This is a genomic window from Ruegeria sp. HKCCD6426 (assembly GCF_057221115.1).
In genome coordinates this window covers 1-14,333 of sequence record NZ_JBWVBF010000002.1, presented here as the reverse complement: position 1 = coordinate 14,333, position 14,333 = coordinate 1, and the positions used below count along the sequence as shown (strand labels likewise).

The following is a 14,333-nucleotide window of genomic DNA, read 5'->3' as shown; positions in this document are numbered from 1 at the left end:
GGTAGTGGGGTTTCGTGCGCGATACTGACCAAGCCAGCGAATTGCGCGACGGTGACGTCGTTCTTGGGGATGACTGGGTCATTCCCCAGGATCCTGAGTCTGCGGAGCTGCAAGCCAAGCGGTCGCGGCGCAATCTGTTTTCACTGCGCAGATCACCGCTGGCGCGCAGGATCATTACATTCAATCTTATTGCTCTCGTCATTCTGGTGGCCGGGCTGCTTTACTTGGATAATTCCCGCGAACAAAGGGTGCAGCAGACCGCTCGTAACCTGATTGGCGACGCGAAACTGGTCAGCAACGTTTTTGAAACGCAGTTGCGTCAACCAAGCGTCACAGGAATTGGTGGGTCCGTTGTGCTGGATGTGCGGGACACGCTTTCAGGGCTTAGTCTGCCAGAAGGCGGCGAGGTGTTCGTCTATGATGGCACGGGTACTCTGATTGGTTGGACCCGCGGGACGAGGCCGGAGTCCGAACTGCCGATTCTTGTTCGCCCGGATCGTAATGCTGCGACTGGCAGCACAATGATCAGTGACGCATTGAACGCTGTATGGATGGGTGTTCATGCGATCTTTAGTCGGGTGCCGGAAGGCGAAGATCCCACATTGGCTCAGCGCGTACAGGAGATAATCCCAAAGACCCTGGCGGGGGAGGTACAGGTTCAAACCGTGCTGGACGACGCAGGCGACACCGTTATCGTGGCTGTCGCACCTATTCTTGTCGACGGTGCCCCTGTCGGTGCGGTTGCGATGGCAGGCCCCGCCGGAGAGATCGATGCACTGGCAAGGCAGGAACAAGAGCGTATTCTTCAGATGTTCGTTGTGGCGCTGCTGGTGTCCATTGGCCTCAGTCTGGTACTGGCTTCAACCATCGCAAACCCGCTGGCTGATTTGGCTGCCGCGGCGGAGATGGGCAAGGACCGCGGAGCAGGTGTGAATCCCGGGCGTATTCGCATTCCGGATCTCAGTGCGCGCCCGGACGAGATCGGGCGGCTTAGTCGAGCGCTGCGCGGGATGGTAACGGCCCTATACAATCGGATTGACGCGAATGAACAGTTCGCAGCCGACGTTGCCCATGAAATCAAGAACCCGCTGGCCAGTCTACAATCTGCCGTCGGCACTTTGCGCATGGTCAAACGGGACGACCAGCGGGAAAAGCTAATGGGTGTTATCGAGCATGATGTGCGCCGTCTGGACCGCCTGGTTAGTGATATCTCTAACGCGTCTCGCCTGGACGCTGAACTGGTGAAAGAAGAAGAACAACCCTTCGACTTGCTCAATCTCCTCGGCAATATCGGCCAGTTTCTGGGCGAAGATGCTCGGTCCAAGGGCATCGAATACATTACGGACCTTCCATCCGAACCCATCGTGATCAATGGACTTGAGGCGCGGTTGGCGCAAGTCTTTGTAAACTTGATTACCAATGCGATTTCGTTCTGTCAGGAAAGCGATGCCATTCGTGTCTGGGTGCGTCAACGCGACAAGCGGGTGCTGATCGTGGTCGAGGACACGGGCCCCGGTATTCCTGATCAAGCTCTGACCAAAGTGTTCAAAAGGTTCTACTCGGAACGACCTGAAGAACACTTCGGCAATAACTCCGGCCTTGGGCTGGCCATATCCAAACAAATTGTTGAGGCGCATGGTGGCGTGATCTGGGCAGAAAACATCCGTCCAACCGAGGCGGATATCACCTCAGACCCGCTGGGCGCGCGGTTTGTCGTGGGACTTCCTGTATAGGCTCATGGACATCCTTCCCCTGACAGAAACAGCCGGCCGTGACGCGGCCTGCGTTCACGCAACCTGTCTTTCGATTCAAGGGCAGGGGGTTTTAATTGTTGGGCCGTCCGGATCCGGTAAGTCCGGGCTGGCATTACAATTGATGGCGATCGGAGCACAGTTGGTTGGCGATGACCGGGTCGAGCTGCGAATGCAGGACGGTAGGGTCATGGCCGATGCAATGCAGCAGATTCAGGGCTTGATTGAAGCACGGGGCATCGGCCTGCTGCGGGCGGACTCAACGGGGCCGGTTGCGCTGTCCTACGTGGTGGATTTGGAACTCTCTGAACCCCAACGTTTGCCCGACCCGACCCAGGTTCAGGTCCTGAGGCAAACTGTTCCCTTGCTTCGCGCAGCGGGGACCCCCAATTTGGCAGCAGCATTGGTTCAACTTGTGAAAATGGGGCGCGTGGACCCGCAATGGCCGAACGCATGACATCGCAGCGTCGCATCGTCTTGGTGACAGGCCCATCCGGTGCAGGACGCTCGACCGCGATCCATGTTCTGGAAGATCTTGGTTTTGAGGCAATTGACAATTTGCCCATGGGTTTACTGTCCAGATTGCTTGATGGATCAGAAAACACCCGGCCAATGGCGCTGGGCATAGATGTGCGTAACCGCGACTTCTCGACTATCGGCTTTATTGAGTTGGCTGCGAAACTGGGGCGGATGGAGCACGTCGATCTGACAACGCTCTATTTGGATTGCAGCGACGAAGTGTTGCTCCGTCGGTTTTCGGAAACCCGACGGCGGCACCCGGTTGCAACAAACGCTAGCCCGGAAACTGGTGTCCGGCAGGAAAAAGAGTTGCTGCAGCCGATCCGGGAAATAGCGGATACACTGATCGATACGAGTTCTCTGAACATTCATCAGCTGCGCGAAGAGGTCGAACACTGGTTTGCCCCTCAGGGCGGGCGGCATTTAGCGGTGTCAATCGAGTCCTTCTCGTACAAGCGGGGATTGCCGCGCGGATTGGATATGGTTTTTGACTGTCGGTTTCTGGCCAATCCCTACTGGCGTCCGGAGCTGCGCGCAGAGGATGGTCGAAATCCAGATGTCGCGGCCTATGTCCAATCGGATACGAACTACGCAGTGTTCTTTGACAGGGTTGTGGACCTGTTGATCCGGTTGCTGCCGGCCTTTCGCGCCGAAGGCAAGGCGCACCTGTCCGTGGCTTTCGGTTGTACAGGTGGGCAACACAGGTCGGTTGCAATGGCAGAGGCGGTTGCAAAGGCTCTTGCAGAAGAGGGGCAGCAGGTGTCAATTAGGCACCGCGAAATGGAACGTCGATCATTGAATGCGAGGCCAGATTGATCGGGATTGTAATTGTAGCTCATGGCGGACTGGCGCAGGAATATCTGGCCGCCACCCAACACGTGGTTGGCAAGCAACCCGGGTTGGTCGCCGTCCCGATTGAGGCCGACCACAATCGCGAAGAAAAACAGGCCGAGATATGCAGCGCCGCCGACGAGGTGGACGTAGGCGACGGCGTTGTCGTCGTGACCGACCTGTTTGGTGGCAGCCCGTCAAACCTCAGTTTGCGGGCCTGCGCGCCGCAGGATCGGCGAATACTATATGGGGCGAACCTGCCAATGCTGATTAAATTGGCCAAAAGCCGCCACCTGTCGGTGGCCGAAGCCGTACGTCTGGCTCTGGAGGCTGGCCGCAAATACATCAACGCGCAAAATGTGACGCTGGACTAAGACCGGAAATATTGAAATGATCAATCGAAGCTTGAAAATCATTAATGAAAAGGGGCTTCACGCCCGCGCTTCAGCCAAGCTGGTCGAAGTGGTCGAAGGCTTTGACGCAAGGGCCGAGGTGTCCAAAGACGGACTTTCTGCCTCAGGGGATAGTATCATGGGTCTTTTGATGTTGGCAGCGTCGCGCGGAACTACTATTGACGTCGAGACGTCCGGCCCGGATGCTGAGGCGTTGGCAGAAGCATTGGAAACTCTGGTGAACGACAAGTTCGGCGAAGGGTTTTGACAGGATAACTGCCGCTACATATTGGACGGGAAGACCAGGAATTGGCGGAAACCACGCACGATACCAAGACAGGCCCGGTCGTGGATCAAGACCCTGATCGGGGCGAAGTCTACGATCGCAAGACCCTGACATACGCGAACTCGTTTGATGATCCTTGGACTTCGTTTGCTATTCGCGCCATCGAATGGTGCACAGGTAAGCTGACCATTCTGCGCATGGTCAACAAGTTCGAAAAGCAGAACGAGCACTACCGCGGGCAGAAGTTCTGGGGCGGTGCCCTCAACACCATGGGAATCGATCTGACTACGCCGGCCGAGCAATTTGCCCGCATTCCTCAGGAAGGGCCCGTTGTCGTTGTCGCCAATCACCCACATGGCATGGTTGACGGTATGATCCTAGCCGAGCTGATCGGGCGGGTCCGCAGCGATTATCGTATCCTGACCCGATCTGTGCTGACAGGCCTCGACGAGGCTGCGACGTCATTCATGATTCCCGTGCCTTTCCCGCACGACCCTGAAGCCCAGTCCAAGATGCTGGAAATGCGCGGTAAGGCGATGGATCACCTCAAGGAAGGCGGTGTTGTCGCCTTGTTCCCGTCAGGTGTCGTTATGTCGTCCGATGGTTGGTTCGGCCCTGCGCAGGAACAGGAATGGAATGTGTTTACGGCAAAGATGATCCGCCGCTCGGGTGCGCGAGTCGTGCCGATCTTCTTCCCCGGAAGCAACTCGCGCTGGTATCAAATCGCCAACCGCCTATCGCCCATTCTGCGTCAGGGATTGCTGCTGCATGAGATCGTTCGGTCCTGCCACAAGCCGCAGTCCCCGGTCATCGGTGACCTAATTTCGGATGAAGACATGGCATTACTGGAACGCGACCCGCGTGGCTTCATGGCTTGGCTCAGAAAGCACACTCTGTCCTTGGGACAGGTCGATAAGGCCTGATCCAAGTTTTCACCTGACAGCAGATACTTACAGCATAATGACTGGCCCGTTCCGGCCTTAGCGGGTTGGTACGGGCACCTCGCCACGGTAATCGTAAAACCCGCGCTCAGTCTTGCGTCCGAGCCATCCGGCTTCGACATATTTCGTCAACAGCGGGCAGGGGCGATACTTGGTGTCGGCCAGCCCGTCATGCAGTACGTTCATGATTGCCAAACAGGTGTCCAATCCAATGAAATCAGCTAATTCAAGCGGGCCCATCGGGTGATTTGCACCCAGTTTCATTGACTGATCGATGGACTGCACATTCCCAACGCCTTCATAGAGCGTATAGACCGCCTCGTTGATCATCGGCATCAGGATCCTGTTCACGATGAATGCCGGGAAATCTTCAGCGCTGGCCGAAGTTTTGCCCAGCTTATCCACCACGGATTTACAGGCGCTGAACGTCGCTTCATCAGTGGCGATGCCGCGAATCAGTTCTACCAGTTGCATCACCGGAACGGGGTTCATGAAGTGGAACCCCATGAAACGTTCGGGGCGGTCTGTACGGCTGGCAAGTCGCGTGATCGAGATCGAAGACGTATTCGACGTCAAAATCGTGTGTGGCTGCAGGTGCGGCAACAGGTCTTCAAAGATCGCTTGTTTGACAGTTTCCCGCTCGGTCGCAGCTTCGATCACCAGATCAGTATTCCCCAAATCCGGCAGATTCAAAGTTGTGGTAATGCGACTCAGAGCCGATTTCACATCGCTGTCGGATATCTTGCCGCGCGATGCTTGGCGCGCCAGATTGGCCTCGATTGTTGCCATGGCACCATCCAGCGCCTCCTGGCTGATGTCGTTCAGAAGCACGTCGTATTCCGCCAACGCCAAGACATGAGCGATACCGTTGCCCATTTGGCCAGCGCCGATCACTCCGACTGATTTCACGTCCATGTCCTGGTGCCCCTATTCGCAGAATACGGCGACATTATCGGCAGTTCCGTCCCGGCGGCAAGGGGATGGGGGTCGTCAAATTCGCTTCAAATGCGCGCATTAAGGATTCCGCAAGACATAAGGTTTCAAGATGGCAACCGGGTGAAGAAAACTGGGTGATTGTTATGAGCTACCAACCAATGGGCGCGGGCGGTCCTGAGGAATCTGTTTGCCAATACGGTGCTTCGAATTTGTCATTTCGGGCGCCACAGCGTGCATTCGACCGTCCATACATAGCCTGTATCGGCGGAGATGAGACGTTTGGCCGATTCGTGAATCAGCCTTTTCCTGCCGTCCTCGAATACCAGCTGGGCAGGCGTTGCATCAATTTTGGCAGTTTATTTTGTGGAGCTGAAGCACTGTGCCTGGATTCGGGTCTTCTGGAATTTGCAAATGCTTCCGAGCTTTGTGTGCTGCAGGTTCCCGGCGTATTGGGGCAATCGAACCGGTTCTATCAAGTGCATCCGCGGCGAAATGATCGCTTCCTGAAACCAACGCAGGACCTGACAGCGCTCTACCCTGAGGAGGATTTTACCGACATCCATTTTGTGCGGCATTTGGTGAATCGATTAAAGAGCCACAGGGATGTTCGGTTTAACTCTGTCGCCGATGAACTCCGCAATAGTTGGCGCACAAAACTCGCGACATTTTTGGGACAGGTCTCTTCGCCAGTTGTTCTACTTTGGCTTGAGGTAATCTCTGGACAGCAGGATCGTTTCGTAGACAAACCTTTCGACGATCCGGTCACGGTGGACCTGCCGATGGTGAAATCTCTTGCGACATTGTCCACTAGTACCGTCGCTCTGCAAGTTCAGGTGTCCGGGGCGTCCGACGAACTGGAGGACATGCTGTTCGGAACAATGCAGCAGCCGATGGCAGAACGCATGCTCGGTCCGGCAACGCATCGCAATATCGCGAAGGCTCTGGCAGGGGTAATTCGGGACTTGGCATAAAAAAGGCCCGCCTGATGGCGGGCCTTGTAAGATTGTTCGTTGAACAATCGGGTATTATCAGCCGAGCTTTTCGGTAAGCTCAGGGACGGCTTGGAACAGGTCTGCGACCAGTCCGAAGTCGGCGACCTGGAAGATCGGCGCTTCTTCGTCCTTGTTGATCGCGACGATAACCTTCGAGTCCTTCATACCCGCCAGGTGCTGGATCGCGCCCGAGATACCGACAGCGACGTACAGGTCTGGTGCAACAACCTTACCGGTCTGACCCACCTGCCAGTCGTTCGGAGCGTAGCCCGAGTCCACGGCTGCGCGCGAGGCGCCAACCGCCGCGCCCAGCTTGTCAGCCAGTGTTTCGATCAGCTTGAAGTCCTCTTCCGAGCCGACACCACGGCCGCCCGAAACCACAACGCCAGCCGAGGTCAGTTCAGGACGGTCGCTTTCGGCCACCTTGTCCTCGACCCACGACGACAGACCCGGGTTGTCACCAACCGAGATGGTCTCGACCGGTGCAGATCCGCCTTCACCAGCGGCGTCGAAGGTCGACGTGCGGATGGTGACGACTTTCTTGGCGTCGCTCGATTTCACGGTCTGAACCGCGTTGCCCGCATAGATCGGACGCTCGAAGGTCGAGCCGTCAACCACGCCGGAGGCATCCGAGATCACCATCACATCCAGCAGGGCTGCCACGCGCGGCATCACGTTTTTGGCGTCGGTAGTGGCCGGTGCCACGATGTGCTCATAGCCATCGGCCAGACCCACGATCAGCGCTGCGGTCGATTCCGCCAGGCGGTGACCCAGCGACGCGTCCTCGGCAACCAGTACTTTGGATACGCCGTCGATCTTGGCAGCAGCCTCACCAGCAGCAGCGGCGGAACCGCCTGCGGCCAGAATGGTGATGTCGCCCAGCGACTTGACGGCAGCAACGGTTTTGGCGGTGGCGTCAACGCTCAGTTCACCATTGTTGACTTCGGCAAGCAGAAGTACAGCCATTACACAGTCCCCGCTTCTTTGAGTTTCTCGACCAGTTCGTCAACCGAACCCACGATGATACCTGCGGCACGTGCCGGCGGCTCTTCGGTCTTGACGACCTCGAGGCGAGGCGTGACGTCAACGCCATAATCGGCGGCGGTCTTCTCATCCAGCGGCTTTTTCTTCGCCTTCATGATGTTGGGCAGCGACGCATAGCGCGGCTCGTTCAGGCGCAGGTCAACGGTGACGATGGTCGGCATCTTGACGCTGATGGTCTGCAGGCCGCCGTCAACTTCGCGGGTGATCTTGGCGTTGTCGCCTTCGATGTCCAGCTCGGACGCAAAGGTGCCTTGGCTCCAGCCCAGCAGGGCCGACAGCATCTGGCCGGTCGCGTTCATGTCGTTGTCGATGGCCTGCTTACCGGCCAGAACGATGCCGGGCTGCTCTTCCTCGACCACTTTGGCCAGGATCTTGGCAACGGCCAGCGGTTCGATGTCCTGATGCACGTCATCAGCAGCAACAACCAGAATGGCGCGATCGGCGCCCATGGCCAGCGCGGTGCGCAGGGTTTCCTGCGACTGCTTCACGCCGATCGAAACCGCGACGACTTCGTCAGCTTTGCCGGCTTCTTTCAGGCGGATCGCCTCTTCTACCGCGATTTCGTCGAAGGGGTTCATCGACATTTTTACATTGGCGAGATCAACGCCGCTGCCGTCCGCTTTGACCCGGACTTTCACGTTGTAGTCAATCACGCGCTTGACAGGCACAAGTACCTTCATTTTTGCGTATGCTCCTTACAAAAACGGCAAGCCGCGTTGCGACTCCACCAATGCTCTCGCTGCGCTTGATAGCGGGTCGTAGCGACTCGCAACAGGGCAAAATCGTCACGTCGTGGCTCCGGGACGTCGCGTTTTGTCATTTTCTGTCTTGTGAGCAGCCGGACGGCGCTGGATTAGCGGTTTGCGCCGGGAACCCAAAGGATGTCGTCGCGTCCGCCATTGTTGGCGCAGCGCGCGGCGACAAAGAACCAGTCGCTGAGGCGGTTGAGGTATTTTACCGCAACCTCATTCACAGGTTCCATGTTGGTCAGTTCCACAGACAGTCGCTCTGCTCGGCGCGACACTGTGCGGCAGACATGCAGATGTGCCGCCAGCCGCGAGCCACCTGGTAGAATAAAGCTGCGCAGTGGCTCCAGAGTTTCGTTCATTGCGTCGATTTCGGCTTCAAGCCGATCAATCTGGGCTGGAACGATCCGCAGAGGCGGGTAGTCGGCCTCGGCATCCTTGTCCATGTCGGGCCGGCAGAAATCTGCGCCAAGATCGAACAGGTCATTTTGGATGCGCGACAGGGCGGCGTCAACCTCGTCTCCGGCCTCGGTACGAGCTACGCCGACAAAGGAGTTCAACTCATCCACTGTGCCATATGCGGCAACGCGGCCCGAATACTTGGCCACACGTTCACCGTTGCCCAAGGCAGTTTTGCCATCATCGCCCGTGCGTGTGTAAATCTTGTTGAGAACGACCATCTATTGAACTCCCTGTCCGCGCAGATAGACGTAGAGCACGATCAGCACCACGGCAATGAACTGAAACAGGATGCGCAGACGCATCATCTTGTTGCTTTTCATTGCAGCATTCGTTCCGCTCTTGCCGAAATTGGAGATGCCGATAACCAGCACAATTACGACTGCCGCCATGGCCAAAAGCAACACGACCATCAAAAGGTCCATGATTTTACCGTCCGCGTTTTGATTCCGTCGCTCTCATCTAGACCCGGGAGCCGCAAAAGCGAACAAGTTATTTCGTCTCAGATGTCAGACAGGATATGATCAATCGCTCGTGTCGGTAGAATCCGGCGCAGATATCCAGCAATATAAGTGGGTGTTGTCACATAGTAACGTTCACGCGGACGTCTGGCTTGGACCGCGTGAGCCAATTTGTGAGTAACAGCCGAAGCGGGCAGTTCAAAGCGGTCGGGTCCGGAAGGTTCGTAGAGGCGTTTCAGCAAAGACGCTTCGTATCGCTGCCGCAGCGCAGAGTTTTTCCAGTCGATGAACCGCTCGAACTTTGGGATCGAGTTTTCTCGGATTTTTGACGTAATCGGTCCGGGTTCAATCAGTATGACCTTGATGTCCGTGTCACGCAGTTCCAAGCGCAATGTGTCGGTTAGCCCCTCAATCGCGTATTTCGTGGCGACGTAGGCTCCGCGCCAGGGAAAGGCCACAAGCCCCAGAACGGACGAGTTCTGTACTATTCGTCCATGTCCCTGTGCTCTCATCACGGGGATAATCTGTCTGGTTAGTTCGTGCCAGCCGAAGACATTGGTTTCGAATATCTGGCGCAGGCCATCGGTAGGTAGATCTTCGATAGCACCTGGCAGGCCGTGGGCGCCGTTGTTGAACAAGGCGTCGAGGGTTCCACCCGTGGCGTCCAGAACCTCAGCCAACCCAGCTGTCATGCTTTCGGTATTGGTGTAGTCGATCAGCGGGCTGTCAAAGCCCTGCGCTCGCAAGCGGTCGCAATCGCGCTGTTGGCGGCACGAAGCAAAAACGCGCCACCCGCGCGCACGCATTCCATGTGCCGCGTCTTGGCCGATCCCGGATGAACAACCTGTAATGAGAATAGATTTCTGCATGCCACTTCCGAACCTGAATCCTGCCATAGCTATTGCGGGGTTCGTGTTAGGGCAATGACAGCGGTGCGTCAGTTGGTAGATTTACGGACCAGTGACTTCGATATCCACCCGACCTGTTGCAGGGGTAACACGCGCAGGCGCAGCCAGCCGGTGCCCGATTCGCCAAGGATTTCGACTTTCTGGCCCAATTTAACCTTGCCGATGATCGGGTAGATCGTGCCCGGCCCGTCGCGTAAGTTTACACGCGTGCCCGATATTTCGCGGATGTCTTTCGTGGGTTCCGGTTCTGAAACAGTTTGCGCGGGGACATCATCCACGGTAGGCGCAACCTGTTGCAGCCCTGTTGCTCCGTCTTCAAGAGAGGCCAGCGTAAAGCTCGTGTCTTGTCCGGCAAACACTGAAATCTGGGAAAACCCATTGAGGCTTGCTGGTTCCACCTCGACAACCTCAATAACTTTGTCTTCGGTTGCAGCAGCCGGCTCAGGTTGAACTCGAACAGAGGCCGTGCGTGCGGCAACGTTGGTCACCAGACCTTCGGCTTGGGGCAATGCAGCGGGCGCAGGGGATTGTTTCTGGACAGATGCCACACGTTCCGGCTGCTCGGTGCGCAGACCGCGCGGTTCGAAGTCAGGACCGCCGCTGATGACATAAAAACACCAGCCGAGCGCAGCAAAGGTAACAAGAATAAGGCGCGTCATGGCGCATCCCCCGGTAATCGTAACATCAAAAAAAGGCAGCAGTTCAATTGATGAAATTCTAACATAATTTGGGTGATGTGTCGAAAAACCGGGGAAAACGGGGACTTGTCTCCCCATGTTGCAAAAAGCGCGACTTGTCCCCAGCAAATTATGCGTTGCTTGCTTTACCAAGAAGCTCTGGCGGCGTATCACATCATCTATGAATGATACGATCGACGACCCCAACATGGAGACCCCCGAGAACGGGGGCGAGGTAGCCGAACCGCTGCGCCGCGCGATTGGCGAGCGTTATTTGACCTACGCACTGAGTACAATCATGCACCGTGCATTGCCCGACGCGCGTGACGGGCTGAAGCCGGTGCACCGGCGAATCCTCTACGCGATGCGCGAGCTGCGGTTGAGTGCGACAGGCGGGTTCCGCAAGTCGGCCAAAATTTCCGGTGACGTGATGGGTAACTATCACCCCCACGGCGACGCCGCCATTTACGATGCGATGGCGCGTCTGGCACAGGATTTCAACGTTCGTTACCCGTTGGTCGACGGACAGGGGAACTTTGGCAATATCGATGGCGACAACCCGGCGGCCTCGCGATACACCGAGGCTCGGATGACCATCGTCGCCGAGGCGCTGCTGGAGGGTCTAAACGAAGACGCCGTCGATTTCCGCGACAACTACGACGGTACTTTGACCGAGCCGGTTGTTCTGCCAGCGCAGTTCCCGAATTTGCTGGCCAATGGCTCCAGCGGCATTGCAGTGGGTATGGCGACCAACATTCCGCCGCACAATATTGCCGAGCTCTGTGATGCGTGTCTGCACCTTATCAAGATACCAGATGCGCGTGACGATACCCTGCTGAACTACGTTCCCGGGCCCGATTTCCCAACTGGTGGTGTTATTGTCGAACCGCCCGAGAACATCGCGCAGGCCTATCGCACCGGGCGCGGGTCGTTCCGTCTGCGCTGTAAGTATGAGGTCGAGGATCTGGGCCGAGGTCAGTGGCAGATCATCGTCACCGAGATCCCGTATCAGGTTCAGAAATCCAAGCTGATCGAAAAGATCGCCGAGCTGATCCAGACCAAGAAAATCCCGATTCTTGCTGATGTGCGCGACGAATCCGCCGATGACATCCGCCTGATCCTGGAACCACGTTCCAAGAACGTGGACCCAGAGGTGCTGATGGGCATGCTCTATCGTAACTCGGATCTTGAGGTGCGGTTCAGCCTGAACATGAACGTGCTGATCGACGGGGTGACGCCCAAGGTCTGCTCGATGAAGGAAGTGCTGCGCGCCTTCCTCGATCACCGGCAAGAGGTGCTGCTGCGCCGCTCGCGTCACCGTATGGCCAAGATCGATCACCGGCTGGAGGTGTTGGAAGGCTTTATCGTCGCCTTCCTGAACCTTGATCGTGTGATCGACATCATCCGTTACGATGACGATCCAAAAGCCGCGCTGATGCGCGAAGACTGGGGCATCGATCATGTCCGCGCCACCAGCGAGACCGATTATGTTTCGCCGAAGCCGGGTGAGGGCGAGCTGTCCGAGGTTCAGGTTGACGCCATTCTCAACATGCGCCTGCGCAGCTTGCGCCGTCTCGAAGAGATGGAGCTGGTGCGTGAACGTGACGCGCTTATGGAAGAACGCGCCAATCTCGAAGATCTTCTGGCGGATGACAGCCTTCAATGGGCCAAGATTGCCGAGCAGCTGAAAGAGACCAAGAAAACCTTCGGAAAAGACTACGAAGGTGGTGCCCGCCGCACCCGTTTTGCCGAGGCGGGCGAAGTCGAAGAGGTGCCGCTGGAAGCGATGATCGACAAAGAGCCGATCACGGTCGTTTGCTCTCAGATGGGTTGGATTCGTGCGATGACCGGACATATTGACCTGACCCGCGAGCTAAAGTTCAAAGACGGCGATGGTCCTCGCTTCATCTTCCATGCTGAAACAACGGATCGACTATTGGTCTTTGCGTCGAACGGCCGGTTTTACACTGTCAGCGCCGCCAACCTGCCCGGCGGGCGGGGTATGGGTGAACCGCTGCGTCTGATGGTGGATCTGCCGAACGAAGTACAGATCGTCGATATTCTGATTCACAAGCCGGGGCGCAAGCTGCTGGTGGCGTCGGATGCGGGCAACGGGTTCATGGTGCCCGAGGATGACGTTTTGGCCCAGACCCGCAACGGCAAGCAGGTGTTGAACGTCAAAACTGACGAGACGGCAGTTATCTGCAAACCGATCGAAGGGGATCACGTCGCGGTCGTTTCCCAAAACGGCAAGTTCCTGGTTTTCCCGATTGGCGAACTGCCTGAGATGACTCGCGGCAAGGGTGTACGGTTGCAAAAGTATAATATGGCACGCGGACGTCAGGGAACGCTGGAACTGGACGGAGGGCTGTCTGACGTCACCACGTTCAACTGGGAAGAGGGTCTGAAATGGTCCATGGGCGGTGACAAAACCCGTCACGAAACGGACATGACCCAATGGCTGGCCAAGCGGGCTGGCGTTGGGAAAAAGGCACCCTATGGCTTCCCACGTGATTACAAGTTTTCGTGACAGAGTTGTCACGAAGGTGAAATTCTGTCGATACGGCTTGGCACTGGCCGTATCGGTGCGCTACATCCAATAAAAACAGGCTTATCGAGAAGAGACACATGTTGCGCATTCTGACCCTGATCACCGGACTTGCCCTGATGGGCGCATGCACGCAGACGCAGGTATACGAAGAACCCGAGGCGCTGGGCGAGTTCAAACTACGGGTTAACTATGCGTTTGCCGAGAAGGCGGTGCAGGGTCCGGTGTCTCGGGATGCAACGCCTGAAGAATGGACAGAGGCAATCCAGAATGCAGTAGATATCCGGTTGGGTCGCTACGAGGGGGCTCAGGAATACGACATTGGCATTAGCTTAGAAGGTTACATGCTGGCGCCTCCGGGTATTCCGGTTCTCTACAATCCCAAAAGCACCGCCATCGTTCTGGTCAATGTCTACGATGTGCGAGAAAAAGAGTTTCTGGCCAAGGGCAAACAGTTCCAGGTGTTGGAAGACACAACCGGTGGCAGCGCCCTGAAGGGGTCGGGCAATGAGCGGACAAGGGAAGAGCAGATGAGCGGGCTAGCTCTGAAAGTGGCTGACCGCGTAGAAGAATGGCTGGCAGAGGAACACAAGGACAATGGCTGGTTCGACAGCCGACCCAACCTGATCCAGCCCCTCGATTCTGCTGAGGTCACGCAAAATCCGGCGTCTTAACCAGCTTTTCACGCAGGATGTGCTTGATTTTCCCCTTTGAACCAAATATCTCGCGCGCGCAGATGTAACAACGGGACCAAGGGTCCCCCAAATCGCAAAAGGGCGCCTGAGGAATGGCAAAGGAAAAGTTTGAGCGTACAAAACCGCACGTCAACATCGGCACGATTG

At 56.8% G+C, this 14,333-nt stretch carries 17 protein-coding genes; 9 read left to right on the top strand and 8 right to left on the bottom strand.

Features of this window, described 5'->3' with window-relative positions; translation table 11 throughout:
- Window positions 1-14: 14 nt before the first annotated feature.
- The 6 genes from AC2TDA_RS04625 to AC2TDA_RS04600 are packed head-to-tail and all read left to right on the top strand — an operon-like array spanning window position 15 to window position 4,702.
- Window positions 15-1,733, top strand: a complete 1,719-nt coding sequence (locus AC2TDA_RS04625; protein ID WP_480880871.1) for an ATP-binding protein — start codon at window positions 15-17, stop codon at window positions 1,731-1,733.
- A 4-nt stretch (window positions 1,734-1,737) separates the two neighbouring features.
- Window positions 1,738-2,208 (top strand): HPr kinase/phosphorylase, encoded by a 471-nt coding sequence (locus AC2TDA_RS04620; protein WP_480850178.1) that lies wholly within the window; start codon window positions 1,738-1,740, stop codon window positions 2,206-2,208.
- Window positions 2,193-3,086, top strand: coding sequence for an RNase adapter RapZ (gene rapZ, locus AC2TDA_RS04615; protein ID WP_480880872.1), 894 nt, complete (start codon window positions 2,193-2,195; stop codon window positions 3,084-3,086). Before AC2TDA_RS04620 ends, rapZ begins: the two co-directional genes overlap by 16 nt.
- Window positions 3,083-3,475 carry a PTS sugar transporter subunit IIA gene (locus AC2TDA_RS04610; RefSeq protein ID WP_480880873.1) on the top strand — a complete coding sequence of 131 codons (393 nt, stop codon included), beginning with the start codon at window positions 3,083-3,085 and terminating at the stop codon, window positions 3,473-3,475. The genes rapZ and AC2TDA_RS04610 overlap by 4 nt, the downstream gene beginning before the upstream one ends.
- A gap of 16 nt (window positions 3,476-3,491) precedes the next feature.
- Window positions 3,492-3,761 carry an HPr family phosphocarrier protein gene (locus AC2TDA_RS04605; protein ID WP_480850184.1) on the top strand — a complete coding sequence of 90 codons (270 nt, stop codon included), beginning with the start codon at window positions 3,492-3,494 and terminating at the stop codon, window positions 3,759-3,761.
- A 41-nt stretch (window positions 3,762-3,802) separates the two neighbouring features.
- Entirely contained in the window at window positions 3,803-4,702 is a 900-nt protein-coding gene (locus tag AC2TDA_RS04600; RefSeq protein WP_480880874.1) for a lysophospholipid acyltransferase family protein, read from the top strand.
- A gap of 57 nt (window positions 4,703-4,759) precedes the next feature.
- On the opposite strand, the gene AC2TDA_RS04595 is transcribed toward AC2TDA_RS04600, so the two are convergent.
- Window positions 4,760-5,635, bottom strand: coding sequence for a 3-hydroxybutyryl-CoA dehydrogenase (locus AC2TDA_RS04595; RefSeq protein WP_480850188.1), 876 nt, complete (start codon window positions 5,633-5,635; stop codon window positions 4,760-4,762).
- A 164-nt stretch (window positions 5,636-5,799) separates the two neighbouring features.
- Between AC2TDA_RS04595 and AC2TDA_RS04590 the strand changes: the two genes are divergently transcribed.
- Window positions 5,800-6,627: a DUF6473 family protein gene (locus tag AC2TDA_RS04590; protein ID WP_480880875.1), complete on the top strand. Its 828-nt coding sequence runs from the start codon at window positions 5,800-5,802 to the stop codon at window positions 6,625-6,627.
- A gap of 57 nt (window positions 6,628-6,684) precedes the next feature.
- On the opposite strand, the gene AC2TDA_RS04585 is transcribed toward AC2TDA_RS04590, so the two are convergent.
- From AC2TDA_RS04585 to AC2TDA_RS04560, 6 genes are all read right to left on the bottom strand, one after another.
- Entirely contained in the window at window positions 6,685-7,614 is a 930-nt protein-coding gene (locus AC2TDA_RS04585; RefSeq protein ID WP_480850192.1) for an electron transfer flavoprotein subunit alpha/FixB family protein, read from the bottom strand.
- The gene (locus tag AC2TDA_RS04580; RefSeq protein ID WP_480850194.1) at window positions 7,614-8,372 is read right to left on the bottom strand and encodes an electron transfer flavoprotein subunit beta/FixA family protein; all 759 of its coding nucleotides are present in this window, start codon (window positions 8,370-8,372) and stop codon (window positions 7,614-7,616) included. The genes AC2TDA_RS04585 and AC2TDA_RS04580 overlap by 1 nt, the downstream gene beginning before the upstream one ends.
- 173 nt (window positions 8,373-8,545) lie before the next feature.
- Complete coding sequence (locus AC2TDA_RS04575; RefSeq protein WP_480880876.1) at window positions 8,546-9,118, bottom strand: cob(I)yrinic acid a,c-diamide adenosyltransferase; 573 nt, start codon at window positions 9,116-9,118, stop codon at window positions 8,546-8,548.
- Window positions 9,119-9,322, bottom strand: coding sequence for a twin transmembrane helix small protein (locus AC2TDA_RS04570; RefSeq protein ID WP_480850198.1), 204 nt, complete (start codon window positions 9,320-9,322; stop codon window positions 9,119-9,121).
- Window positions 9,323-9,399: 77 nt separating this feature from the next.
- Window positions 9,400-10,227 carry an SDR family NAD(P)-dependent oxidoreductase gene (locus AC2TDA_RS04565; protein WP_480880877.1) on the bottom strand — a complete coding sequence of 276 codons (828 nt, stop codon included), beginning with the start codon at window positions 10,225-10,227 and terminating at the stop codon, window positions 9,400-9,402.
- Window positions 10,228-10,295: 68 nt separating this feature from the next.
- Entirely contained in the window at window positions 10,296-10,925 is a 630-nt protein-coding gene (locus AC2TDA_RS04560) for an SH3 domain-containing protein (protein WP_480880879.1), read from the bottom strand.
- A 199-nt stretch (window positions 10,926-11,124) separates the two neighbouring features.
- Between AC2TDA_RS04560 and AC2TDA_RS04555 the strand changes: the two genes are divergently transcribed.
- Entirely contained in the window at window positions 11,125-13,473 is a 2,349-nt protein-coding gene (locus tag AC2TDA_RS04555; RefSeq protein ID WP_480880881.1) for a DNA topoisomerase IV subunit A, read from the top strand.
- A gap of 98 nt (window positions 13,474-13,571) precedes the next feature.
- Window positions 13,572-14,165, top strand: a complete 594-nt coding sequence (locus AC2TDA_RS04550) for a hypothetical protein (protein WP_480880883.1) — start codon at window positions 13,572-13,574, stop codon at window positions 14,163-14,165.
- Here AC2TDA_RS04550 and AC2TDA_RS04545 read toward each other — a convergent pair.
- A partial coding sequence (locus tag AC2TDA_RS04545; RefSeq protein ID WP_480850207.1) for a hypothetical protein occupies window positions 14,143-14,333 on the bottom strand: 191 nt, incomplete at its 5' end. The genes AC2TDA_RS04550 and AC2TDA_RS04545 overlap by 23 nt on opposite strands.